At 66.4% G+C, this 22,812-nt stretch carries 22 protein-coding genes; 13 read left to right on the top strand and 9 right to left on the bottom strand.

Annotated elements, in window-relative coordinates:
• Window positions 1-42 precede the first annotated feature (42 nt).
• From gntA to KRR38_RS26825, 5 genes are all read left to right on the top strand, one after another.
• On the top strand, window positions 43-726 hold the full coding sequence (gene gntA, locus KRR38_RS26845) for a guanitoxin biosynthesis heme-dependent pre-guanitoxin N-hydroxylase GntA (RefSeq protein ID WP_217406468.1): 684 nt from the start codon (window positions 43-45) through the stop codon (window positions 724-726).
• Entirely contained in the window at window positions 723-1,310 is a 588-nt protein-coding gene (locus KRR38_RS26840; RefSeq protein WP_217406467.1) for a DUF1989 domain-containing protein, read from the top strand. The genes gntA and KRR38_RS26840 overlap by 4 nt, the downstream gene beginning before the upstream one ends.
• A 111-nt stretch (window positions 1,311-1,421) precedes the next feature.
• On the top strand, window positions 1,422-3,572 hold the full coding sequence (locus KRR38_RS26835) for an RNA degradosome polyphosphate kinase (RefSeq protein ID WP_254514988.1): 2,151 nt from the start codon (window positions 1,422-1,424) through the stop codon (window positions 3,570-3,572).
• 13 nt (window positions 3,573-3,585) lie between these two features.
• On the top strand, window positions 3,586-5,100 hold the full coding sequence (locus KRR38_RS26830; protein WP_309141150.1) for a Ppx/GppA family phosphatase: 1,515 nt from the start codon (window positions 3,586-3,588) through the stop codon (window positions 5,098-5,100).
• Window positions 5,101-5,105: 5 nt separating this feature from the next.
• Complete coding sequence (locus KRR38_RS26825; RefSeq protein ID WP_217406465.1) at window positions 5,106-5,423, top strand: hypothetical protein; 318 nt, start codon at window positions 5,106-5,108, stop codon at window positions 5,421-5,423.
• A gap of 438 nt (window positions 5,424-5,861) precedes the next feature.
• Here KRR38_RS26825 and KRR38_RS26820 read toward each other — a convergent pair whose 3' ends face one another.
• Window positions 5,862-6,392, bottom strand: coding sequence for a nuclear transport factor 2 family protein (locus KRR38_RS26820; protein WP_217406464.1), 531 nt, complete (start codon window positions 6,390-6,392; stop codon window positions 5,862-5,864).
• 110 nt (window positions 6,393-6,502) lie between these two features.
• On the opposite strand from KRR38_RS26820, the gene KRR38_RS26815 reads away from it, so the two are divergent.
• The 3 genes from KRR38_RS26815 to KRR38_RS26805 are packed head-to-tail and all read left to right on the top strand — an operon-like array spanning window position 6,503 to window position 10,067.
• Complete coding sequence (locus tag KRR38_RS26815; RefSeq protein WP_217406463.1) at window positions 6,503-8,248, top strand: amidohydrolase family protein; 1,746 nt, start codon at window positions 6,503-6,505, stop codon at window positions 8,246-8,248.
• On the top strand, window positions 8,248-9,168 hold the full coding sequence (locus KRR38_RS26810) for a TauD/TfdA family dioxygenase (protein WP_217406462.1): 921 nt from the start codon (window positions 8,248-8,250) through the stop codon (window positions 9,166-9,168). Before KRR38_RS26815 ends, KRR38_RS26810 begins: the two co-directional genes overlap by 1 nt.
• Complete coding sequence (locus KRR38_RS26805) at window positions 9,165-10,067, top strand: LLM class F420-dependent oxidoreductase (protein WP_217406461.1); 903 nt, start codon at window positions 9,165-9,167, stop codon at window positions 10,065-10,067. Before KRR38_RS26810 ends, KRR38_RS26805 begins: the two co-directional genes overlap by 4 nt.
• Here KRR38_RS26805 and KRR38_RS26800 read toward each other — a convergent pair.
• The gene (locus tag KRR38_RS26800) at window positions 10,064-10,678 is read right to left on the bottom strand and encodes a hypothetical protein (RefSeq protein WP_217406460.1); all 615 of its coding nucleotides are present in this window, start codon (window positions 10,676-10,678) and stop codon (window positions 10,064-10,066) included. The two genes, KRR38_RS26805 and KRR38_RS26800, sit on opposite strands and share 4 nt — an antisense overlap.
• A 272-nt stretch (window positions 10,679-10,950) precedes the next feature.
• Here KRR38_RS26800 and KRR38_RS37125 point away from each other — a divergent pair, with 272 nt between their 5' ends.
• Entirely contained in the window at window positions 10,951-11,619 is a 669-nt protein-coding gene (locus KRR38_RS37125) for a LuxR C-terminal-related transcriptional regulator (protein ID WP_305800859.1), read from the top strand.
• A 10-nt stretch (window positions 11,620-11,629) separates the two neighbouring features.
• On the opposite strand, the gene KRR38_RS26790 is transcribed toward KRR38_RS37125, so the two are convergent.
• A complete protein-coding gene (locus KRR38_RS26790; protein ID WP_217406459.1) occupies window positions 11,630-11,875 on the bottom strand; it encodes a hypothetical protein in 246 nt (81 codons plus the stop codon).
• 189 nt (window positions 11,876-12,064) lie between these two features.
• Complete coding sequence (locus tag KRR38_RS26785; RefSeq protein ID WP_217406458.1) at window positions 12,065-12,532, bottom strand: nuclear transport factor 2 family protein; 468 nt, start codon at window positions 12,530-12,532, stop codon at window positions 12,065-12,067.
• Window positions 12,533-12,619: 87 nt separating this feature from the next.
• On the opposite strand from KRR38_RS26785, the gene KRR38_RS26780 reads away from it, so the two are divergent.
• From KRR38_RS26780 to KRR38_RS26770, 3 genes are read left to right on the top strand one after another with little or no spacing between them, the layout of a single operon-like run.
• Window positions 12,620-13,381 carry a 16S rRNA (uracil(1498)-N(3))-methyltransferase gene (locus tag KRR38_RS26780; protein ID WP_217406457.1) on the top strand — a complete coding sequence of 254 codons (762 nt, stop codon included), beginning with the start codon at window positions 12,620-12,622 and terminating at the stop codon, window positions 13,379-13,381.
• Between the two features lie 38 nt (window positions 13,382-13,419).
• Window positions 13,420-14,790: a glutamate--cysteine ligase gene (locus KRR38_RS26775; protein WP_217406456.1), complete on the top strand. Its 1,371-nt coding sequence runs from the start codon at window positions 13,420-13,422 to the stop codon at window positions 14,788-14,790.
• Window positions 14,790-15,089 carry a putative quinol monooxygenase gene (locus KRR38_RS26770; protein WP_217406455.1) on the top strand — a complete coding sequence of 100 codons (300 nt, stop codon included), beginning with the start codon at window positions 14,790-14,792 and terminating at the stop codon, window positions 15,087-15,089. The genes KRR38_RS26775 and KRR38_RS26770 overlap by 1 nt, the downstream gene beginning before the upstream one ends.
• Here the strand turns inward: KRR38_RS26770 and KRR38_RS26765 are convergent.
• Window positions 15,059-15,550 (bottom strand): Lrp/AsnC family transcriptional regulator, encoded by a 492-nt coding sequence (locus KRR38_RS26765; RefSeq protein ID WP_254514987.1) that lies wholly within the window; start codon window positions 15,548-15,550, stop codon window positions 15,059-15,061. The genes KRR38_RS26770 and KRR38_RS26765 overlap by 31 nt on opposite strands.
• 115 nt (window positions 15,551-15,665) lie before the next feature.
• Here KRR38_RS26765 and KRR38_RS26760 point away from each other — a divergent pair, with 115 nt between their 5' ends.
• Complete coding sequence (locus KRR38_RS26760) at window positions 15,666-18,005, top strand: transketolase (protein WP_217406454.1); 2,340 nt, start codon at window positions 15,666-15,668, stop codon at window positions 18,003-18,005.
• On the opposite strand, the gene KRR38_RS26755 is transcribed toward KRR38_RS26760, so the two are convergent.
• The 4 genes from KRR38_RS26755 to KRR38_RS26740 form a co-directional block, all read right to left on the bottom strand.
• Window positions 18,006-19,355 carry an isoprenylcysteine carboxylmethyltransferase family protein gene (locus KRR38_RS26755; protein WP_217406453.1) on the bottom strand — a complete coding sequence of 450 codons (1,350 nt, stop codon included), beginning with the start codon at window positions 19,353-19,355 and terminating at the stop codon, window positions 18,006-18,008. It lies immediately after the preceding gene.
• 42 nt (window positions 19,356-19,397) lie between these two features.
• Window positions 19,398-20,756 (bottom strand): PQQ-binding-like beta-propeller repeat protein, encoded by a 1,359-nt coding sequence (locus tag KRR38_RS26750; RefSeq protein ID WP_217406452.1) that lies wholly within the window; start codon window positions 20,754-20,756, stop codon window positions 19,398-19,400.
• 25 nt (window positions 20,757-20,781) lie between these two features.
• Window positions 20,782-21,567 carry a tetratricopeptide repeat protein gene (locus tag KRR38_RS26745; protein ID WP_217406451.1) on the bottom strand — a complete coding sequence of 262 codons (786 nt, stop codon included), beginning with the start codon at window positions 21,565-21,567 and terminating at the stop codon, window positions 20,782-20,784.
• 115 nt (window positions 21,568-21,682) lie between these two features.
• The gene (locus tag KRR38_RS26740; RefSeq protein ID WP_217406450.1) at window positions 21,683-22,810 is read right to left on the bottom strand and encodes a glycosyltransferase; all 1,128 of its coding nucleotides are present in this window, start codon (window positions 22,808-22,810) and stop codon (window positions 21,683-21,685) included.
• Between the last annotated feature and the right edge of the window lie 2 nt (window positions 22,811-22,812).

Below are 22,812 nucleotides of genomic sequence, written 5' to 3'. Positions count from 1 at the left end.
GGCCGCCACCTAATCCGCTGTTTTCTTGGAGATATAGCAACCATGCTCGTCGACGATCTGGAAGACCAGCGCCTCAGGCAATTGTTCGAGACGTTCGTGCGCGATGCTGCCTTCCCTTGCGTCGGCGCCAAGTCGGCGCTCTCGCGCGGGACGCTCAAGACCGTCGCCTGCTGGTCGATCGTCAGCGCCTGGGACGACGTGCGGATCCATCGCAAGCTGCTCGCCTGGGCGAAGGCTTACCGCCGGGACCCCGGCCTGTTCCGCTCGATCGCCTTCGTCTTCGCCGAGCCCGGCGACCTCAGCGAAACGCAGTTCGAGGCCGCGCTCTGGACGCGCGTGCAGTCGCTTGCCGACAAGGACGCCTGGCTCGACCAGCCCTATGACGAACGGGTGAGCGGCGATCCCGACGACCCGCATTTCTCGCTGAGCTTTGGCGGCGAGGCATTTTTCGTCGTCGGACTACATCCCAACGCCAGCCGGCCCGCCCGGCGCTTCGAGCACCCGGCGCTGGTGTTCAACCTCCACGACCAGTTCCAGCAGCTACGCGCCGAGGGCCGCTACGAACGGATCCGTGAGACGATCCTCGAGCGCGACATCGATCTCGCCGGCTCGGTCAATCCGATGCTCGCGCGGCACGGTGACGCGAGCGAGGCGGCGCAGTACAGCGGCCGCGCGGTCGGGCCCGACTGGCAATGTCCGTTTCGCGACCCCCGGACAGAAGAATGAACGAGAGCCACCGCATCCTGCCGCGATCGGGCACCGCCTTTCCGCTCCGCGAGGGCGAACGGCTGGTGGTCAGCGACCCCGAGGGCTGCCAGGTTGCCGACCTGCTCGCTTTCGGCCGCTTCGACCTGCGCGAGGTCATCAGCAACGGGCGCACGCTCGACTACGAAGAGACCATCCGGCTTACCACCGGCAACCGCCTCTGGTCCAACCGCAGCCGTGTGCTGCTGACGATCGAGGAGGACACGGTCGGCGCGCACGATTTCCTGCTGACACCGTGCAGCGAGGACACCTTCCGCCACTTCTATCCCGACAAGCCGGTCCACCGCGGGTGCTTCGGCAATCTCGCAGAAGCCCTCTCGCCCTGGGGCGTGACGCCCGACATGATCCCGGTCGCCTTCAACTGCTTCATGAACGTCCCCATCGCTGCCGACGGCACGATCCGCGTCGAGCCGCCGCTGAGCAAGCCGGGTGACCGCATCGCCTTTCGCGCCGAGGAAGACCTGATCGTCGGCCTGACGGCCTGCTCCGCCTATGCGAGCAATGGCGGCACATTCAAGCCGATCGACTATCGCATCGAGCGTTGACCGGCTAGGGTTCGGCAGCGGCTTTCCTTCATATCTGCCGCATTACTGTCATCCTATTGTAACATAGGCAGCGGAAGCGGAGCCGAACGAATGCTGGCTGTTGGGGATATGATGACCACGGAAACGGTCCGTGTCGGCGGGGGGCAGACCGCCGGCGCCGAAGTGCGGTATTTCAACCGCGAACTTTCCTGGCTCACCTTCAACCAGCGCGTGCTAGCCGAAGCCAGCAACCCCGACTATCCGGTGCTGGAACGGCTGCGCTTCTTGTCGATCTCGGGCAGCAACCTCGACGAATTCCTCATGGTCCGCGTCGCCGGCCTCGCCGGGCAGGTGCGCCGCCAGATCGAGGAAGTCTCGATAGAGGGCATGACCCCCTCGCAACAGCTCGGCGCGATCCGCGAGAAGGTGATCGAGCTCGAGCTGGACCAGCAGAAAGCCTGGGAAGAGCTGCAGGTACTGCTCGCCGAATGCGGCATCACCATCCTCGACGACGATAAGCGCGAGCCGGCGCATGCGCGCTGGATGAAGGACTATTTCCAGGAGCATATCCTGCCGGTGATCACGCCGCAGGCGATCGACCCGGCGCATCCCTTCCCCTTCGTCGCCAACCAGGGAATGGGCATCCTCTTCGCGCTGTCGCGCATCGCCGACGGCGCCGAGCTGATGGAAATGGTGCTGATCCCGCAGTCGCTGCCGCGCTTCATCCGCATTCCCGGCGAAGAAGCGATCTACATCAGCGTCGAGGACCTGATCTGCCTGAACGTCGAGCTGCTGTTCCCCGGTTTCCGCGGGCTCGGCCACGGCGTGTTCCGCGTGCTGCGCGACAGCGACATCGAGATCGAGGAAGAGGCCGAAGACCTCGTCCGCTATTACCGCACCGCGATCCAGCGGCGCCGGCGCGGCATGGTCATCCTGCTCCAGCTCCAGGGCAAGTTCGATCCCGCGGCCGAGGCGCTGCTGCGCAACCAGCTCGGGCTCGACAAGGCGATCGTCATCAAGACCGGCGGGCTGATCGGCTTCGGCGGCTTGTCCAAGATCGTCGAGGAAGACCGGCCCGACCTCAAGTTCGAACCCTATACCCCGCGCTATCCCGAACGCGTGCTCGAACATGACGGCGACTGCTTCGCCTCGATCAGCGAGAAGGACATCGTCATCCACCACCCCTACGAAAGCTTCGAGGTGGTGGTCGACTTCCTGCGCCAGGCGGCTTCGGACCCTGATGTCGTCGCGATCAAGCAGACGCTCTACCGCGCGGGCAACCAGTCCTCGGTCATCGCCGCGCTGATCGCCGCGGCCGAGGCCGGCAAGTCGGTGACCGCGGTGGTCGAACTGAAGGCACGCTTCGACGAAGAGCAGAACCTGTTCTGGGCCTCGCAGCTCGAACGCGCCGGGGTGCAGGTGATCTACGGCTTCGTCGACTGGAAGACCCACGCCAAGGTCTCGATGGTCGTGCGGCGCGAGAAAGGCAGCTACCGGACCTACTGCCACTTCGGCACGGGCAACTATCACCCGGTGACCGCGCGCATCTATACCGACCTCAGCTTCTTCACCGCCGATCCCAAGTTCGGCCGCGATGCCGGCAAGCTGTTCAACTTCATCACCGGCTATGTCGAGCCGCAGAAGCTGGAGATGCTGGCGATCTCGCCGCTGTTCCTGCGCGACCGGCTCTACGAATGCATCGACCGCGAGATCGCCAACGCCCGCGCGGGCAAGCCTGCGACGATCTGGGCCAAGCTCAACGCGCTGACCGATTCGAAGCTGATCAACCGGCTCTACGAAGCGAGCCAGGCGGGCGTGATGATCGCGCTGGTGATCCGCGGCATCTGCTGCCTGCGGCCCGGGATCGAGGGCCTGTCGGAAAACATCACGGTCAAGTCGATCATCGGCCGCTTCCTCGAGCACAGCCGCATCTGGGCCTTTGCCAACGGCGCCGAGCTGCCCAACCGCCGTGCGCGGGTGTTCATCACCTCGGCCGACGGCATGAGCCGCAATCTCGACCGGCGAGTCGAGCTGCTCGTGCCGATCCGCAACCGCACCGTCCACGACCAGGTGTTGAGCCAGGTCATGCTCGCCAACCTGCTCGACACCGAACAGTCCTGGGTGCTCGCGCCCGACGGCAGCTACGCTCGCATGGAAAAGGGGGAAACCCCCTTCAATTTGCACCGTTACTTCATGACCAACCCTTCGCTTTCGGGCCGAGGCGCGGCATTGACCAGCGGGCGCAAGGTGCCGAAGCTTGCCTTGCGCCGCGGGAAAGTGTGACAGGAGCGACGCGGTGTTTTTCACCAACCGCATGACGGGAACGGTAGTGGCAGAGCGACACGCGATCATCGACATCGGATCGAACTCCGTCCGTGTCGTCGTTTACGGCGGGCCCCCGCGCGCGCCTTCTGTGCTGCTCAACGAGAAGGTCACCGCCCGGCTCGGCCGGAACATGAGCGAGACGAGCGCGCTGTCGGACAAGGCGATGAGGTCCGCGCTGTCGGCGCTCGGCCGCTATGCCACCTTGCTGCGCATGATGGAGGTAAGCGACGTCGAGACCGTCGCCACGGCCGCGGTGCGCGATGCCAGCAACGGCGAGGCCTTCCTCGATCAGGTGCGCGCGCTCGGGCTCGATCCGCGCCTGTTGACAGGCGAGGAAGAGGCAATCGCCAGCGCTCACGGCATCATGGCCGCCTTCCCCGGCGCCAGGGGTGTCGTCGCCGACCTCGGCGGAGGCAGCCTGGAACTGACCGAACTCGACGGCCAGAACGCCCGCCACGGCGTGACCATGCCCTTCGGCACGCTGCGACTGGAAGCCCTGCGCGCCGGCGGCGCGGCGAAGTTCAACGCGCGCGTCCACAAGGCGCTGCGCGCGGCCGACTGGCCCGACGGCTCGGGCCTGCCGCTCTATCTGGTTGGCGGCTCGTTCCGTGCGCTGGCCCGCTATTTCATGGCCAAGCTCGGCTGGCCGCTCGACGATCCGCACGGTTGGGAGATCGATACCGAGACCGCGATCAGGCTTTGCCGCAGCGTGGTTTCGGGCAGGCTCACCGCGGACGTCCCGCGGCTTTCGCCCTCGCGCCTTGCCACTCTGCCCGATGCCGCTGCGCTGCTCGCGGTCCTGGCGCGCGAGATCAAGCCGGCGAGCCTGATCTTCTCGTCCTGGGGCCTGCGCGAGGGCCTGCTCTACCGCCGGCTCAGCCCCGGCGTGCGGGCCCAGGATCCGATGCTCGCGGGCGTATCCGCCTTCGCCGAGACGCTCGACGTCTCCCCCGCCGCAGCGACCATGGTCAACGGCTGGACCGCCGACGTCTGCATACCCGGTGAGGCCGGCCCCAAAGCGCCAAACAGCGAACGCCTACGCCTCGCCGCGACCATGCTGGCGCTGGCGGCGCAGCGGATCGAGCCAAACCTGCGCATGGAGCAGGCGATGGATTGGGCGCTGCGCAAGCGCTGGATCGGCATCGACGACCGCGAGCGCGCGATCCTGGCGATGGCGGCCATGGCCAATACCGGGCGCACCGCGATCCCCGACGAATACCTGCGCCTCGCCCCGCTCGCCGACTTGCGCGAAGCGGTGACCTGGGGCCTCGCGACGCGGCTGTGCCGCAAGTTCAGCGGCTGCATCGCACAGACGCTTTCGGGCTCGACGCTGAGCCGCCGGAAAGGGCAACTCGTGCTGGCCGTCTCCGAAGCGCTTAAGCCGTTGTACACCGAAGCGGTGGAAAAGGACCTGCGCCTGCTGGCGAACTGGCTGGAATCCCAGCCGGCGATCGAGCTGGCCCGCGAGGAAGCGATAGCAGGGTAGATCCAATGACGAAGACGATAGCGGCGGCGCTGGTCCTGACGCTCGGGCTCGGCTGGCAGGGCAGCGCGCTGGCGCAGAGCCGCGTCGCCGAAGCGCGCGCCAACTACGAGGCGGTGATGAACGGCGGCCGGCAGATCGGCAGCCTCACGCCGCAGGAACTGGCCGACGTGATCGAGCTCGACCGCCGCATCCGTGCACAGAATGCCGACACCCGCACACCCTCGCAGCGCTGCGTCGATGAGGAAATGAAGCGCGAGGGCGGCGCGGCCAGCACGCTCCAGCGCCGCGCCATCGACATGAAATGCCGCGAGGCCGGCGATTAAAGCATAGACCCACAGGCGCGACGCCAGTCCGAAAAGGGGACCTCGGACTAGATTTCAGATGGAGTGCATCTACCGTCATCGATCTTGAATCGGAAATTCTGGCGTGCTCCCGGTGTTACGTATCCGATGGGGCAAATGACAGACGTTTGGCTTAGAAAGCTGACCTTGATGACGCCATCCCCCTCGCAGCCAACCGGGTAGCTGCCGGCAAACTTATCGCCGCTCCGTTGAAGCTCCGTCGATTGCCCACAAAGCTCAAGCTTTGCTGATGTCGCACCCGCGGCTTGAACCTCAAACGTATTCGTCGATCGACTACATCCTGCCAAGAACAACGACAGACAAAGGCAATAAACGCGCATCGAGTGAGGATAGGCCCGCCGCAATCTGCCAGCCACAACGGATGGCACTATGGGCTCGCCACGCAGGTATGTGCATCGCTCAAACCCGCAGCTCCAACCAGTCGACGCTGGCATCCTTCGGCACGGTGGTCCCGCGTAGCAGGCCGGTCATGCCAAAGGGGCCTGCCGACCAATCGTTGTCCGCCGGCCCCTCCTGGAACCAGTCGTGGACCACCAGGCGCTCGGCGATCCGCCACTCGTCATTCCGCTTCTCGAACTTGTCGAGATAGCGGCCCACGACCATGACCTGGCGCGCATCGTCGCCCGGCAGCACGCTGACCGACCACAGGTAGGACTCGACCTTGGCCGTGTCGCCGTCGATGCGGATCAGCACGTTGCCGATCATGTGCATGGCCTGCTCCATCGCGGCGAGCCGCGGCAGGGCCCATTCGATGAACTGCTCGACCGTGCCGGTGAAGCCGGTGTGATAGTCCATCGCCCCGGGCCAATAGGCGGAGGCGAGCACTTCGGGGTCCATCCGGTCGATCCCGCGGCTGTAGCGCATCAGGCAGTCGCGGATCGCCTCGCGATCGGCCATCTCGTCGCGAATCTGCGATACCGTCATCGTCATCGGCTTTCCTCTCTCGCCAAGAACGGCGTCTTCGCCTGTTCCATCCTTGGCTGTTCTATTCACCCGCTTAGCTGGTAAGCAACAGACAAACATGGAGAGGGTGCGGGCACATGCTCGATACCAGGATAATCGGCGGAACCATCGTCGACGGCACCGGCAGCCCGGGCTTCGCGGGCGATCTGGGCATCAGGGACGGCCGCATCGTCGCGATCGGCACTGTGACCGAGGCGGCGCGTGAGACGATCGACGCGAGCGGGCGGGTGGTCGCGCCCGGCTTCATCGATGCGCATACGCATTACGACGCGCAGGTGTTCTGGGACCCCAAGCTCACGCCTTCGTGCTTCCACGGCGTCACCACGGTGATCGGCGGCTTCTGCGGCTTTTCGATCGCGCCGTTGACGGCTGAGTCGGGCCCCTACATCCGCCGCATGCTGTCGCGCGTCGAAGGCATGCCGCTCGAAACGCTGGAGGCGGTGTCCGACTGGGGCTGGTCCTCGTTCGGCGACTATCTCGACCGGGTCGAAGGCGGCCTAGGGCTCAACGCCGGCTTCTTCGTCGGCCATTCGGCGATCCGCCGCGCGGTGATGGGGCCGCGGGCGGTGGGCGAGAAGGCCGACGCGGCGGAGATCGCCGCGATGCAAGACCTGCTCGACCGGTCGCTGGCCGAAGGCGCGCTGGGCTTCTCCACCACGACATCGCCGACGCACAACGATTACGAAGGTCAGCCCGTCCCCTCGCGCTGGGCCGAGCGCGAGGAATTCCTGGCCCTCGCCAGCGTCGTCGCGAAGCACGAAGGGACCGGACTGGAGCTGCTGCCGGACCTCGACAAGCTTGAGAGCACGGCGGACCTGATGGCCGAGTTTTCGCTGGCGGGGCAGCGGCCGGTCAACTGGAACGTGCTGGTGGTGAACGGAAAAGCCAATGCTGCCGAGATCGCCGCGCGGCAGCTGTCGATCAGCGACACGGCGCGAGCGCGCGGCGGCGAGGTGATCGCGCTGACCATGCCGCGCACGCCGGGCGTCTACATGAGCCTGAAGAACGGGATGATGTTCGACGTGCTGCCTGGCCTCTGGCGCGAGGTGTTCAAGCTGCCGATTCCAGAGCGGATCGAAAAATTCCGCGATCCCGAAGTGCGCCGGCAACTGGCGGCAGACGCCGAGCTGATCCCCGCGGATTCGGGGCTCAAATCCTTTGCAACGCTGGCGACCTATACCGTGGTGTCGTCGACCAATGCCCGCCATGACGGCCGTCAGGTAGCGGCCATCGCCGCCGAAGAGGGCAAGAGCGCGGTCGATGCCTTCTTCGACATCGCCGTCGCCGACGGACTGGCGACCGTCTTCTCCCCCGACCAGGGCGGTCACGACCGCGCTTCGTGGGAACTGCGCGGGCGCCTCTGGGCCGACGACCGGACGCTTGTCGGCGCCTCGGACGCCGGCGCTCACCTCGATCTGATAGACAGCTTCGACTACGCCACGACCGTGCTCGGCAAGGGTGTGCGCGAGGAGAAGATCATCGCGCTCGAAGCGGCCGTGCACCAGCTCACCGCGCGGCCCGCCGCCTATTTCGGCCTGATCGACCGCGGCCTGATCCGCGAGGGCTATCATGCTGACGTGGTCGTCTTCGATCCGGATACGATCGCCGGCCAGCCGATCGGCCGACGCTACGACCTGCCCGGCGGCAACGAATACCGCATCTATGCCGAGGCGGTGGGGATCGACCACGTGCTCGTCGGCGGCGTCGAGATCGTCCGCCACGGTGAGCACACGGGCGCCTTGCCGGGCACGCTGTTGCGATCGGGCCGAGACACGCGGACGGTGCCGATGGACGTGATGCGGCAAGCGACACCGGGGCGCTGATGTTCGACGTCGCCCCCCTGCCCGGCCAGGACCGTTACGGGGCCATGATCACGGAGCTCGATCCTGGCACTCTGGGCGATCCGAAAGTCCGCCAGGCGCTGCACGACCTCTGGATCGACAAAGGCCTCGTCGTCTTCCGCGGCATTCCGGGCGGCATAGACACCCAGCTCGCGCTCTCGGAAATCTATGGTGAGCCCGAAGTCCATCCGATGATGGCCGGCACCGACATCAAGACCGAGCACAAGGCGCTCGCCCCGATCGAGTTCGACCGCGAGGACGGCAACATCTACGAGATCGAAGGCGAGCAGCGCGGCGGCTACCTGCCCTGGCACTTCGATGGTGCCTATGTCGACCGGATCAACCACGGCGGCATCCTGCGTCCCGAAGTCCTGCCGGGGCGCGGAGGCGACACCGGCTTCATCGACCAGATCGCCGCCTATGCGCTCCTGCCCGACCGCCTGAAGGCGCGGATCGAGGGGCTCAGCGTGATCTACTCGTACCAGCCCGATTTCACCCGCGCCAAGTTCGGCAGCCCGGTCGACAAGCTGGTGCGGATGTCCACGCTGTTCCGCAAGGGCATGGATCATCCCTCGGTCCAGCAACGCGCGATTCACCCGCTGGTCTACCAGCAGGCCGAGACTGGGCAGAAGATCCTCCACGTCTCACCCTGGTTCGCCGACGGCATCGAGGGGATGGAAAACCCCGAAGGCGATGCCTTGCTCGCCGAAGTGATCGATCACGTCATCCGGCCCGAGCTGATGTATTTCCATAAGTGGCAGCCGGGCGACATGGTGCTCTGGGACAACTGGCGCATGCTCCACTGCGCGACCGGCGTGCCGCCCGAGGAAACACGGATCATGCGCCGCACGACGATCGTCGGCGACTACGGCCTCGGGCGAAGGGAAGAGAAAGCGGCATGAAAGTTGGCATCTGCACCGTCGGCGTCGGCCCCTGCTCGACCGGCGAGTTCATCCGGCGGTCCGCCAGAGCCGCCGAGAAGGCCGGCTTCGCCTCGTTCTGGGCGGGCGACCACGTGCTGCTGTTCGGGGCCTATCCGGAATCGCCCTATCCCTATGCCGGGGTCAATCCGGCTTGGGGCGACCCGCCGATCGCCGATCCCCGGCTGCCGCTCTACGAGCCGGTCATGGCCATGGCCTGGGCCGCGGCCGCGACCGAGACGATCGAAGTGGGCAGCTCGATCCTGATCCTGCCGCAGCGCAATCCTGTGGTCCTGGCCAAGGAGTTGTCGGTGCTCGACGAATTCAGCGGCGGCCGCGTCGTGCTCGGCGCGGGGGTCGGCTGGTGCAAGGAGGAAATGGACGCGATTGGCAGCGACTGGAAGACCCGCGGCAAGCGTACCGACGAATACATCGATGCGATGCGCACGCTGTGGCGTGACGATGCCGCGCAGTTCGACGGCCCGACCGTGCAGTTCAAGGACGCTTACATGTACCCGCGCCCGGCGCGCGCCGGGGGCATCCCGATCATGATCGGCGGCGACACCGAGATCGCCCAGAAGCGCGTAGCCCGCACCGGCGACGGCTGGCTGGCCTTCAACCTGCCGGTGGACGTGGCCCCCACCCGCGTCAGGCGGCTCAAGGAACTGACCCGCGAAGCCGGCCGCGATCCCGATGCCCTGCGGATCAGCGTCGCGGTGTTCACCTGGACCGAGCCCGACGAACTGAAACGCTACCGCGACGCCGGGATCACGGAGTTCCTGCTATTCAAATGCAACGAACTGCCCCTGGACGATGCCGGCCTGGCCGATGCGTTGGGCGAGGCTTCGCGCAAATATGTGGAGCTGGCGGCGGGGCTTTAGGCGAAACCACCGGCTGTGGACTGGACTCCCTCACCGTCCTGCCGGACTTCGACTATGACACCGAGCCGTACCAGCCGGTGGAAAGTCGCCGCGGCGTCATTCGCCGCATCCGCGGCTCCGAGAATGTTCACGAGATCGCACGGTTGCGCCAATCTGCGAAACATCGCCAGTTCCGCCATCGCCAAGGGCAGCACCAGGTCTCCGCCGATGCGCTTAGCCAACAGTATACCGTCGCCGCCCTTGAGATTGGGATAGAGCGACAGCAGCGTCATGGGCACCTGACCGGCTACTTCGATCGCTCTGGCACCCGGATGCCGGGCAACCTGCATGGTCAGCAGTCTGCTGACCGGCATGCGCTGCAGTTCCGACGTCAAGAGCGGCGGCGGGCCGATGTCCGCGCAATGACACCGCGCCAACTCGAACAGCGCAACGACGACGGCGTGCGGCGCAACACCCGTTCGCTCGAGATAGAGGATGAAATCTTCGACCACGTCGGCGGCCGGCTCACGAGCCAGCGGGTCATCATCGAAAAACCGGAATGCCAGGGCGGAAAACTCCCGTTTTCCCATCTCACTGATCGCCAGCGGAAGCGCTCGTGTCAGGCGATCCATGATCCCGTTCCACCTCATCGGTCACGCCGATACTTTTCAATGGCCTAGGTCTCGCCAGACTGCCTGTCCGCGGGGCCCTTCGTGGTTGCGGACGAGCCTAGGCAGGCCACTTGGCCGAACAACTCGCAAATTTACGGAGGCCGGGGCGATGAAATTTATTTGCGTACCTCGGCATATTATTGAAAGTTTGCTTCGCCAAAGGCCGGTCCGTCATTCGACCGGATGCGTTTGGCCTTGCAGGCCATCCGCGCGGGCAGCGGTGAGGTGACGCATTGAGTTCGAAGAATAGGGGCACTTCGGGAGCCGGCTACGATCGCCTGGCCCTATCGTTCAAGGCGATGGGAGGCGGCCTCTGGGATTACGACGTCGAAGCTGACAGCCTGTACTGCAACGATCGCTGGTACGAGATCATGGGACTTTGTCCCGAACGGGATCCCGTGATATCGATTTCAGACCTCAGCAAACACATCCATGAAGAAGATGTCGAGGCTGCAACTGAGGTAAACCTCGAGCAGGTGTCCGAACTGCTGTCACGTGATCAGCGCTACCATGTCGAATTTCGCATCATCCGTCCGGACGGAAACGTCCGCTGGTTACGCTCGGTGGCGTGCATCATTCGCGATGACGCCGGCCACTTGCGCGCCGTCGGCTGCGTGATCGACATTACCGAGTTTCGCATGCTCAGTGCGGAGTCGCCGGGATGGGCCGCAGGCGATCTTGCCAATGCGGCCGTGCCGGCAGGGAAGGAAGATCTGCTCAGCGAACGAGAACGCGAATGCCTGCGCTGGGTCAGCATGGGAAAGACCGCGTGGGAAACCGCGTCGATTCTCGGCCGCAGCCAACGCACGGTCGAATACCATCTCAAGAACGCTATCCGGAAACTCGGCGCCACCAACAAGGTACACGCCTGCGCCTTGGCCATCCGCCTGAGCCTGCTGTGAGCAGCGGCACCTATCGCAGCGGAACCGTCGCTTTACGACCTCCCGCCGCAATCGCCGGAGCCACATTCATCGGCAGGCAGCGCGACACCACGGTGGGATAGTCGGCCTGCATCGCCGCTTCGCTCTGCAGCGCCATTTCCTGGCCGGCTTCGCAGAGGGCCTTCGAGCCGTATTGCTCGGCCTGCGTCGGAAGTCGCTCGCAAGCGGTCCCGTCATCCGCGCAGCCCAGCAGCACCAGTGCGAAAACCATGCTCATTTGCCAAAATCCCTTGCGTCACCAGCGAACCGGACGTGGGCTTTATGGGCGAAAGCGCCACCGCAAGGCTGTGCGGCAGCGCACCGCACCCCTGTGATCTTTACCACAGCCCGATCCGCGAGCGCATGATGCAGGGACCGCGTTAACGCTCCAAGCTAGGTAAGATCCCTAGTCTTACGGGGATGGACATTAGCGCATTCCTACCCATTCGAAGACGCGCGAATCCCCGTGTTGGGCGGTGATCTGCAGGCCGTAGCGGTCGATCTTCCAGCCCTCTGCCCCGCGCGCGAGCTCGTAGGTGTAGTAGCCGTAGAGAAAGCAGGCGTGATCTTGGCCGTCGCGCTTCAGGAAGTGCCCGGCGTGCATGTAGGAAATGCAGGTCGCGCGGTCGCCGGCGAGCCGGTGGACGTGGTTGCCGCTGAGGTGCTGAGTCGCGTCGAAGCCGGCGATCAGCCGCGTCATCCCGACCAGTTCGTCGACCGAGAGCTCGCGGTAGAGGCTCGGGTGGAACGAGCGGAAATCGAGGAACAGGCGCTCGGCGAACAGCGAGCGGAACAGATCCCAGTCGCGGGTATCGACGGCCGTGGCATAGGCGTTGACCACGTCGCTGATCGCGGCGCGGTCGATCAGCGCGCGAATTTCGGATTCCTCGATCATCGGCCGTTCTCCCGCCGGATGGATGCGGCGTTCCGCGAGCGAACTCAAGTGCTTCCGCCCGGCGCCCGCGCAGGCTATCGAGGCGCGATGCCCGCTACCCCCGCCTGGCCGCCCAAGAGTGCCCCGCGCCTGTTCGTTCCCGGTCCGCTGGCCGAAGGCGCCACGGTGGCTGTGGAGGGCCAGCATGCGCACTACCTGTCGCGCGTGATGCGCGTGGGCGAAGGCGACGCGGTGATCCTGTGTGACGACCAGACCGGCGAGTGGACCGCGCGGGTGGTCTCGGTCGGCAAGCGCGAGATCGTGCTGGTACCCGAGCACCTGATGCGCGCCCGCGAGCAGGTGCCCGATTTCACGCTCTGCGCCGCGCTGCTCAAGAAACCCAATTTCGATCTCGTGCTGGAAAAAGCGACCGAACTCGGCGTGCGGCGAATCCAGCCGCTGGTCACGCGCCGCTGCGTCGCCGACGCGCTCAATGCCGAGCGGGCGCGGACGATCCTCACCGAAGCCGCCGAGCAATGCGCGCGCACGGCGCTGCCCGAACTCGCGGTGCCGTTGAAGCTCGACTCGCTGCTAAGCGCATGGCCCGAGGACTGCGTCCTGTTCTTCGCCGACGAGGCTGGCGGCGAGCCCGCAGCCGCCGCATTCGCCGCGCATTCGGGCCCTGCCGCCCTTCTGGTCGGCCCCGAAGGCGGCTTCGACGATGCCGAGCGCGCCGCGATCCGCGCCCTGCCCCAGGCCCGCGCGATCACGCTCGGCCCGCGAATCCTGCGCGGTGAGACTGCAACGATTGCCGCCACGGCGCTGTGGATGGGGACTGTCGGAGATTGGGGCAGCGACGGCTCCAAATAACACTGGCGCAACAATTCTCGGTCACCTAACGGCACGCCATGAGCACGAGGCAAGTTTCAAATCGCAACGATCCGGTGATCGAGAGCGTCGGCCAGCTGGCCGAGCCTATGGCCAAGGGCGAGAAGCCGCCCGAGCGCTGGCGGATCGGCACCGAGCACGAGAAGCTGGTCTACAATCGCAAGGACCACCACGCGCCGTCCTATGACGAGCCCGGCGGGATTCGCGACATGCTGATGGCCATGACCGAATACGGCTGGCAGCCTGTTGAAGAAGGCGGAAACGTCATCGCCATGTCGGGCGCTGATGGTGCCGTCAGCCTGGAGCCGGCGGGCCAGCTCGAACTGTCGGGGGCGCCGCTGGAAAACCTGCACCAGACCTGCGCCGAGACCGGCCGCCACCTGACCCAGGTCAAGGCGATCGGCGAGCGCACGGATACCGGCTTCCTCGGCCTCGGCATGTGGCCCGACAAGCGCCGCGACGAGCTGCCGATCATGCCCAAGGGCCGCTACGACATCATGCTGCGGCACATGCCGCGCGTCGGCACGATGGGCCTCGACATGATGCTGCGGACCTGCACGATCCAGGTGAACCTCGACTATTCGAGCGAGGCGGACATGGCGCAGAAGTTCCGCGTCGGCTTGGCGTTACAGCCGCTGGCGACCGCGCTGTTCGCCAATTCGCCGTTCACCGAGGGCAAGCCCAACGGCTTCCTCTCCTACCGCAGCCACATCTGGTCGGACACCGATCCGCACCGCACCGGCATGCTGCCTTTCGTCTTCGACGAAGGCTTCGGCTATGAGCGCTATGTCGACTACATGCTCGACGTGCCGATGTATTTCGTCTTCCGCGAGGGCAAGTACATCGACGCCTCGGGACTTTCCTTCCGCGATTTCCTCAAGGGCGAGCTTTCGGTCCTGCCCGGCGAGAAGCCGCTGATGAGCGACTGGGTCGACCACCTGTCGACCGCATTCCCCGAGGTACGTTTGAAGTCGTTCCTCGAAATGCGCGGCGCCGACGGCGGGCCGTGGAGCCGCATCTGCGCGCTGCCGGCGCTCTGGGTCGGCCTGCTCTATGACCAGACCGCGCTCGACGCCGCCTGGGACCTCGTCAAGGGCTGGGACATGGAAGGCCGCGAGGCGCTGCGCAATGCCGTGCCGAAGCTGGGGCTCGATGCCCCCATTCCCGGTGGTGGCAAGCTGCGCGACATCGCCGGCGAGGCCGTGGCGATTGCGCGCTCGGGCCTGACCGCACGCGGCCGACTCAACGCCGCGGGCGACAACGAGACCACCTACCTCGCGCCGCTCGAAGAGATCGTCGCCTCGGGCAAGGTCCCGGCGCAGCGGCTGCTCGACAAGTTCAACGGCGAATGGGCCGGCGACATCACGCGGGTCTACGAAGAGAGCTTTTGATGATCCTGGTGATCGGCGAGTTCCGGTTGCCGCTGGCGAGCATCGGGGCCGGCCGCGAAGCGATGGCAAGGGTGATCGCTACCTCGCGCGCAGAGGACGGATGCATCGCATATGCCTATGCCGAGGACGTGCTCGAACCAGGCCTCTTCCGCGTCAACGAAGCCTGGGAGAGCTGCGACGCGCTGGCAGCGCATTTCGAAATGCCGCACATGAAACAGTGGCAGCGCGAACGCGCCGAGCTAGGCATGACCGAGCGCAAGGTGACTACCTACGAAGCGGGCGCCGCCGAGCCGCTCTGATCGCGCGCGGGCAGCGCCGTCTTGTAGACCACCGGGCGCAGCGCGAAGCTGCTGGTGACCTGGGCGACGCCGGCGATGCGCGTAAGCCGGTGACGTAGGAAATCCTCGAACTCGCCGAGCGAACCGACGAGCACGCGCAACTGGTAGTCGGCCTCGCCGGTCATCAGGTAGCATTCCATGACCTCGGGGATCTCGGCGACCGCAGCCTCGAACACCGCGAGGTGCCGGTCGTCCTGCTGGTCGAGCCGCACGCGGACGAAAGCCGTGACCCCCAGCCCGACCGTCTCGGGATCGACCAACGCAACGTAGCGCTGAATAACACCCCCGGCTTCGAGCTGGCGCAGGCGACGCAAGCAGGGGCTGGGCGAAAGGCCGATCCGCTCGGATAGCTCTTGGTTCGACATGCGGCCGTCCACCTGCAACTGCGCCAGGATTTGGCGATCGAGCGCATCAAGCTGCATGATTGGCAAATCCTATCATCAGAATGGATATAATCGGCATTTATTGCCAATAATCTCGCATTTCGCGGCCACCTTCGCAAGGACCTGCCCGCACGGCAGGGTCTATTCGCAGGCGATGGAAACCGCTCTCGCCAGCAGCCGCCAGGACCTCGTCGCCTCGCTCGATCTCATCGAAACGCGGCTACGCTGGCTGTCTTCGTGGACGATCCACAACGCCAATCATCTGCGGCCCAAGCGCGACGGGCTGAAAGTCGGTGGGCACCAAGCGAGCTGCGCCTCGATAACCGCGATCATGGCGGCGCTCTATTTCCACGCGCTGCGCCCGCAGGACAAGGTGGCGGTCAAGCCGCATGCCGGGCCTGTGCTCCATGCGATCCACTACCTGCTGGGCCAGCAGTCGCGCGATAAGCTCAAGCGGTTCCGCGGGCTCGGCGGGGCGCAGTCCTATCCGTCGCGGACCAAGGATTCGATCCCGGTCGATTTCTCGACCGGCTCGGTCGGCCTCGGCGTCGCGGTCACCGCCTTTTCCAGCCTCGTGCAGGACTACCTCGTCGCGCACGGCAAGCTCGCCGAAGCCGACGCCGGGCGGATGATCGCGCTGATGGGCGACGCCGAACTCGACGAGGGCAACATCTATGAGTGCCTGATCGAGGGCTACAAGCACGACCTTCGCAATTGCTGGTGGGTAGTCGACTACAATCGTCAGTCGCTCGACGCGACGACCGCCGACCGCATGTTCCGCCGCTTCGACGACATCTTCGAGACCTGCGGCTGGCGGGTAATCACCTTGAAGCACGGCAAGCTGCAGCGCGCCACCTTCAGGCGGCCCGGCGGCAAGGCGCTGGAGGAATGGATCGAGCACTGCCCGAACGCCGAGTTCGCCGCGCTGACCTATCAGGGCGGCGCGGCCTGGCGGGAACGGCTGATGGCCGACATCGGCGATCGTCCGCAGGTGGCAAAGTTGCTGGGCGGCTTCGATGACGACGGGCTTGCAGCGCTGATGACCAATCTCGGCGGGCACTGCGTCGAGACGCTGATCGACGCCTTCGACAGCGCACAGGACGACCGGCCGACGCTGTTCATCGCCTATACCGTCAAGGGCTACGGCCTGCCCCTCGCGGGCCACAAGGACAACCATTCGGGGATGATGAACCCGTCGCAGATCGAGGGTCTGCGCGCGCACCTCGGCATCGCGCAGGGTGACGAATGGGAGCCATGGGGCGGGCTCGGTGACAACGCCGCAGCGCGGCTCAAGGCCTTCGTCGATGCCAGCGCGCTCGCCGGCAAGGCCGTCGAACCTCAAGCCGAGATGGTGCCGGTGCCCGCGCGCTTCGCCGTTCCGCCCGAACCGCGGCAATCGACCCAGGCGGCATTCGGCCGCATCCTGCTCGACATAGCCAAGTCGGGCGACCTGCTTGGCGACCGCATCGTCACCACCGCGCCCGACGTGACCCAGACGACCAATCTCGGCGGCTTCGTCAACCAGCGCGGGCTGTTCCGCCGGCAGGAACTGGCCGACGTGTTCCACAAGGCCAAGATCCCCTCGGCGCAGAAATGGGCCGCTACTCAAGCAGGCCAGCACATCGAATTGGGCATCGCCGAGAGCAATTTCTTCCTGCTGCTCGCCTCGCTGGGGCTCGCCGGCCAGCATTTCGGCACGCGGCTGCTGCCGGTCGGCACGGTCTACGATCCCTTCATCGCCCGCGGCCTCGATGCGCTGAACTACGGCTGCTACCAGGATTCGCGCTTCCTGCTGGTGGGCACGCCTTCGGGCCTGACGCTCGCGGCCGAAGGCGGCGCGCACCAGTCGATCAACACGCCGCTGATCGGCATGGGCCAGCCGGGGCTGACCTCCTACGAACCCGCTTTCGCCGACGAGGTGGCGCTGATCATGGCGCACGCGTTCGACCACATGCAGCGCCCCGATGGCAGCTCGGTCTATCTGCGGCTCAGCACGCGTGCGATCGATCAGGTGGCGCGCGAGAACGACGGCTGGGAAGCCGACGCGCTCAAAGGCGGCTACTGGCTGCGCCAGCCGGCGCCAGACGCCGAGGCCGCGATCGTATTCAGCGGCGCAGTGGCACCCGAGGCTCTGGCCGCCCGGGAGGCGCTGGCAGACGACCTGCCCGGCCTCGGCCTGCTGAACGTCACTTCGGCAGACCTGCTGCACCGCGACTGGTCCGCACGCCGCGCCGCGCGCTGGACCGACGGCAAGCGCGCGCCCTCGCATGCCGAAAAGCTGCTCTCGGCACTGCGGCCGGGCGCCGGGCTGGTCACCGTGCTCGACGGTTCACCGGCGGCGCTGTCCTGGCTGGGCGGGGTCACGGGGATGCGCGTCAGCCCGCTGGGCACCGATCGCTTCGGCCAGACCGGCGACCTGCCCGATCTCTACCATCGCTACCGGCTGGACGAGGACGCGATCATCGACGCCGCCGCCGAGCTGTTCCTCGACTGACTATTCCGCCGGCTGAAGCTGGCGCGCACCGCGTTGCCCGACCAGCCGGCCGATCCGGCCGAACGCGCGCGTGATCGGCGCGTGTTGCGCCGCCCAGGCATGGTAGGCGCGGTACTTGGCATCCTCGCCGAGCAGGTGCTTCTCCTCGGTCTTGGCGCGCCAGAAATAGACCGCGCTGACAAGGCCGAGGATCACCGTATTGCGCACCACGTCCGTCAGTGCGCCGGTCGTGGCGAGGAACGGCAGGGTCGAGCACCACCAGAACAGGTTCTTCGACAAATAGGCCGGGTGCCGGGTAAAGCGGTAGGGCCCGTTGGTCAGTACGCCACGATAGGTGAGGTTCGAGAAGCGCAGTCCGAAGGCCACGGTCGCCCAGGCATAGACCGCGGTCAGCGAGACCAGCAGCGCCCCCCAGGCCCAGATCAGTGCAGTGTGGCCCTGCATCCAGAAGGCCCAGTCGGCGGTGTTCTCGTGGTACGACAGCGGTCCGCCCTCGCCCATCAGGATGAACGGTGGGTAGCACATCAGCGCAGCGACCCAGCCCGCGAGATAGGGATTGGCGCTGCGGATCTGCGCGTCGAGCGGCTTCAAGGTCATCAGGTAGCCGACCGTGCCGATATGCACGTCGAACAGGAACAGCAGCTCGATCAGGGCATTGGCCAGCCGCACGGGATCGCTCGGCAGTGCCGCGAGGTCGAGCGTGACGATGCCTTCGAAGCCGCCGGGCAGGATCGAGATCATGAAGGCGCCGAAGAAGCCCTTGACCACCCAGGCGAGCAGGTGGCGGCGCACTTCGGCGGGATCGTAGGGCTCGCGCCCGATCAGCATGGCGCCGAAGTGCCAGGCGCCGTCGCGCGGCTCGACCAGCCGACGGTCGAGCCAGAGCACATAGGGAATCGATAGCACGAACAGCGGCACGGCCGCCGTGCCGATCACTTCCATCGAGAAGAGATAGCCGTCGCGCCAGTACCAGCGGGCAATGCAGTAGAACAGGCCGATCAGCGCCCAGGTCGCCCAGAGCCCGGCAAGCTTGGTCACCGAGACGTCGGAGACCGCGCTCAGCGGGCGCGGGTTCGACCAGTGGATGCCGGTCGAACGGCGGCGGTGGACCTTGTCCACGAAGACCGACCACAGGACCATCGGCAGGCTGGTGAAGACCACGGTCAGCAGCGCCGCATAGGGCCCGGCGAGCGGCGCGCGCGGCCCCGGCAATGCAAAAGCGTCGGCGATCGCGGGCCAGTTGCGGCACACCGCGATCCACAGGAACAGGCCGAAAAGCCCCGACAGGCCCACGCCCGCCGAGACGTCGCTGACCGGCCGGGATGCCGCCGCCTGCTGCCGTTCGTCCATGCCGCCCGGCCTAGCGGCAATTGGTTAAGGGACCGGTAAAGGTCAGCGGAAAGCGGTGAGCTTGCCGTTGTCGTCGAGCACGTAGAGCATCCCGTTCGCCACCACCGGAGCCAGCGCGATGCTGCCGCCGAGTTCGGTGAACTTGGTCACGGTGCCATCCGCGACGCTGGCCGTATCGACCTCGCCGTCCGAATTGGCGATCCACAGGCGATTGCCGGCGAGCACGGGGCCGGTCCAGAACACCGGGTTCTTGCGCTTCTTCTCGTTGTGGTAGCGCATCAGCTGGGTCATCCAGCGAACCTTGCCATTGGTGCGGCCGATGCAGAGCAGCTTGGCGTCGTCGGTCAGCGTGAACACCCATTCGCCGGCAATCGCCGGGGTCGAGATACCGGCGAGATTGAGCTCCCAGATGCGCTGGCCGCTGACGAGTTCGTAAGCCGCCATGCGCCCGCCCTGGCCCAGCGCGAAGACGCGGCCGCGGTCGATGATCGGGTCGGCGTCGACGTCGGTCAGGATGCCGACCGCGGTCGAGATCGAGGTGCGCGCCAGCGCGTCGGACCACAGCGTGCGGCCGTTCTCGTAGCGGTAGGCGACGAGTTCGCCCGTCGAATAGCCGGCGATGACCGTGCCCTGCCCGGCGGCAGGGGCCGCGACGCCGAAGACGCCGGCCTGGCCCTGCGAGCCGCTCTCGTTCCACAGCACCTTGCCGTCGGCCGAGTCGAGCGCGTGGAGCTCGTTGTTCTGGGTCATCACATAGACCGCGTTGAAGGCGATCGTCGGCGAGCCGCGTAGCGGGCCGGCGGGCTTCACTTTCCAGATCTGGTTACCCGTCGCCGCTTCGAGCGCGGCGACTTCGCCGGCGCCGGTGGTGACGTAGACGCGGTCGCCGTCAAAGCTGACGCCGCCGCCGAACACCGAGCTCGACCCGTCGCCCTCGATCGAGAAGCTCTTGGTCCAGAGCCGCGATCCGGTGGAGGCGTTGAACGCGCTGACGAGGCCGTCGGTGTCCATGACGAACAGGTTTCCGCCGCCGATGACAGGCGCAGCCGCGAGGCGGCGCTTGCCCGAGGAGCCGGCGATCGAAGCGCTCCAGACGCGGCTCGGCGCGTCGGCCAGGGCGAGATGGCCATAGCTCTTGCCAGGCGTGTTGCCGGCCTGGGGCCAGTCGGCATTGGTTTCTGCCGGCGGCACGATCACGGCGATCGAGGCCTGCGTCGGATCGACCTTGGCGCCCGATTCGATGCGCGACAGGATCGGCACGCGGTTGCCGACCGTCGGCGTCTTTGGCCCGCCCTTGCTGCCGCCGAACACGCCGCATCCCGATACGCCCAGCGCCAGTGCGACGACCAGCGCCATACCTAGCGGACGGGCGAGCGAGCTGCGGAAATTCGAAGGCTTCATTCAGGCATCCTCTACAATCGCGGTTTTATTGCGCCGGGGCGGCACCGGCAGCATCCTCGGGCTGGTCGCCCGCCGCGGCCTTGTTGACATCGTCGACCGCATCGACGCCCAGCACGCCGGCCATCTGGCGGGCGCGGGCGCGCAGGCTCTCGGGAGCGTCCTTTTCGCGCGAGATCGCTGCGAACAGCGGACCGGCGAGGTCGTTGCGGTTCTGCTTCATGTAAGCGATGCCGACGAGCTCTCCCGCGCTGCCGAACCAGGGGTTGCCGGGTACGGCGAGCGGCTTCAGCCGATCGATGACCTGCTGCGGCGGCAGGCTGTCGAACTTGACGGCGATCTCGCGGATCGTGGCCAGATCGCGGAAAGGCTTGGGCGACTTGGCATCGGCGGCGACCTCGGCGAACAGCTTGCCCGCGTCGGCCGGCTTGCCCTGCTTGAGCGCCATGCCGCCGCGCAGGATCTTGGCCGAAGCCAGGCTGCCCTCGTCGCCCTTGGCGATCACCTCGGCGAGTTCCTTGTCGGCCGCGGCGAAGTTGCTGGCGTCGAGCTTGTCGAGCGCGAGGGTGAGATGCTCACCCACCTGCCCCTGGGCCTCCTTGCCGCTGTGGCTCCAATAGAGGTAGCCGGCGAGCGCCAGCAGGCCGATCACGACGACAACTGTCACGGGCAGGCCATAGCGCCTGAACAGCCCGACCATTTCGTCCTGACGCAGAGCCTCGTCGACCTCGCGCATGAAGACGTCCTGCTGCGCGGCATCGCGCTGGGCGAGCTTGTCGCTACGAGATTGGGGAGACTGGGGACGCAGAGCCAAGACGGGCGCTTTCTGCAGATGGGAATAGGGTGCGGGGCTGTTTAGCGGATGGTGTTACCATTTCAACGCCTATCGTCGCTGGCCTGTGGACGGTGAAGCGTGGCTGAACGGCCTATTATGGGAATGATTGGCGCCCCAAGGCGCGGCCGTAGACCCCGCGGTAGGCGGCGATCATCGCTTTCTCGTCGTATTCGGCGCGCGCGCGCAGGCGGTTGGCCTCGCCCACACCGCGGCGCAGCGCTTCGTTTTCAGCGAATTGCGCGAGCGACGCAGCCAGCGCGCGCTCATCGCTGGGGGGCGTGACGTAAGGCCGGTTCGCCTCGGCCAGCATCGCCGCGACGTCGCCCACATCGGTCGATACCACGGCCAGCCCGGCCGCCATCGCCTCGACCACCGAGATCGGGAACTGCTCGCTGTCCGACGACAGCGCGAAAAGGTCGAACAGCCCGACCGCCTTGGCCGGCTCGGGCACGAAGCCCGGCAGGTGGACGCGGTGCGCCACGTCCAGCCGCAGCGCTTCGGCGCGGATCGCGTCGCGCTCGGGCCCCTCGCCCAGGATCACCAGCTGCCATTCATCCGGCAGGTCGGCGAAGGCGCGGACCAGGCGCGGCAGGTTCTTGACCGGCCTGAGCCCGGCCAGCGTGCCGAGCCATTTCTCTCCCGGTCGCTTGATCACCCGAGGCAATGCATCGGGTCTGGGCTTCTTCGCATAGGCAGCGATGTCGATGCCGTTAGCGATGCGCACCACGCGCGCCTCGGGCTGGAACCATTCGCCCAGCGCGATCGCCTCGAGCCGGCGCGAGGGCACGACCAGGGCCGAGATGCGGCCCAGTCCGATCCGCCGGAACCAGTTGCGCGAGCGCTTGCGCTCGTCCGCCTCGTCCTCGTTGAAGCCATCCTCGTGGTGGACCAGCGGCGGCAGGCGATGAAGATCGCGGAACAGCGTGTGCGCCATCACCGCATCCATCGCGCCCCAATTGTAAGTGAGGACGAGGTCGAAACCCTGCATCGCCTTGGCCAGCCGCTGCAACCGGCCAGGGAGCGGCTTGCCTGCCAGCGAAGGGAAGTCGTCCGGATAACGTACGTTCATGCGCGGATCGATCGCAGCCGCAGCGCCCATGGCATCGGGCTGCGCCGAGACGATCGTGTGTTCGACGCTTTTGCCGAAAGCATTGATCAACTGCGCCGCGCGCAGCTCCTTGCCGCCGCGGTTGAAGCTCGAATGAAGGTGGAGGATGCGCAAGG

It is taken from the genome of Novosphingobium sp. G106, assembly GCF_019075875.1.
GTDB lineage: Bacteria > Pseudomonadota > Alphaproteobacteria > Sphingomonadales > Sphingomonadaceae > Novosphingobium.
Note: the sequence above shows the minus strand (reverse complement) of the source record. Positions and strands in the feature narration are given on the sequence as shown.

Bases quoted from the DNA above. Each gene is read 5' to 3' on its own strand.
- gntA (WP_217406468.1), top strand. From the start codon at position 43: ATGCTCGTCGACGATCTGGAAGACCAGCGCCTCAGGCAATTGTTCGAG.
- KRR38_RS26780 (WP_217406457.1), top strand. From the start codon at position 12,620: ATGCCCGCTACCCCCGCCTGGCCGCCCAAGAGTGCCCCGCGCCTGTTC.
- KRR38_RS26750 (WP_217406452.1), bottom strand. From the start codon at position 20,756: ATGAAGCCTTCGAATTTCCGCAGCTCGCTCGCCCGTCCGCTAGGTATG.
- KRR38_RS26810 (WP_217406462.1), top strand. From the start codon at position 8,248: ATGTTCGACGTCGCCCCCCTGCCCGGCCAGGACCGTTACGGGGCCATG.
- KRR38_RS26760 (WP_217406454.1), top strand. From the start codon at position 15,666: ATGGAAACCGCTCTCGCCAGCAGCCGCCAGGACCTCGTCGCCTCGCTC.
- KRR38_RS26815 (WP_217406463.1), top strand. From the start codon at position 6,503: ATGCTCGATACCAGGATAATCGGCGGAACCATCGTCGACGGCACCGGC.
- KRR38_RS26785 (WP_217406458.1), bottom strand. From the start codon at position 12,532: ATGATCGAGGAATCCGAAATTCGCGCGCTGATCGACCGCGCCGCGATC.
- KRR38_RS26805 (WP_217406461.1), top strand. From the start codon at position 9,165: ATGAAAGTTGGCATCTGCACCGTCGGCGTCGGCCCCTGCTCGACCGGC.
- KRR38_RS26765 (WP_254514987.1), bottom strand. From the start codon at position 15,550: ATGCAGCTTGATGCGCTCGATCGCCAAATCCTGGCGCAGTTGCAGGTG.
- KRR38_RS26755 (WP_217406453.1), bottom strand. From the start codon at position 19,355: ATGGACGAACGGCAGCAGGCGGCGGCATCCCGGCCGGTCAGCGACGTC.
- KRR38_RS26790 (WP_217406459.1), bottom strand. From the start codon at position 11,875: ATGAGCATGGTTTTCGCACTGGTGCTGCTGGGCTGCGCGGATGACGGG.
- KRR38_RS26835 (WP_254514988.1), top strand. From the start codon at position 1,422: ATGACCACGGAAACGGTCCGTGTCGGCGGGGGGCAGACCGCCGGCGCC.
- KRR38_RS26770 (WP_217406455.1), top strand. From the start codon at position 14,790: ATGATCCTGGTGATCGGCGAGTTCCGGTTGCCGCTGGCGAGCATCGGG.
- KRR38_RS26825 (WP_217406465.1), top strand. From the start codon at position 5,106: ATGACGAAGACGATAGCGGCGGCGCTGGTCCTGACGCTCGGGCTCGGC.
- KRR38_RS26775 (WP_217406456.1), top strand. From the start codon at position 13,420: ATGAGCACGAGGCAAGTTTCAAATCGCAACGATCCGGTGATCGAGAGC.
- KRR38_RS26840 (WP_217406467.1), top strand. From the start codon at position 723: ATGAACGAGAGCCACCGCATCCTGCCGCGATCGGGCACCGCCTTTCCG.
- KRR38_RS26800 (WP_217406460.1), bottom strand. From the start codon at position 10,678: ATGGATCGCCTGACACGAGCGCTTCCGCTGGCGATCAGTGAGATGGGA.
- KRR38_RS26820 (WP_217406464.1), bottom strand. From the start codon at position 6,392: ATGACGATGACGGTATCGCAGATTCGCGACGAGATGGCCGATCGCGAG.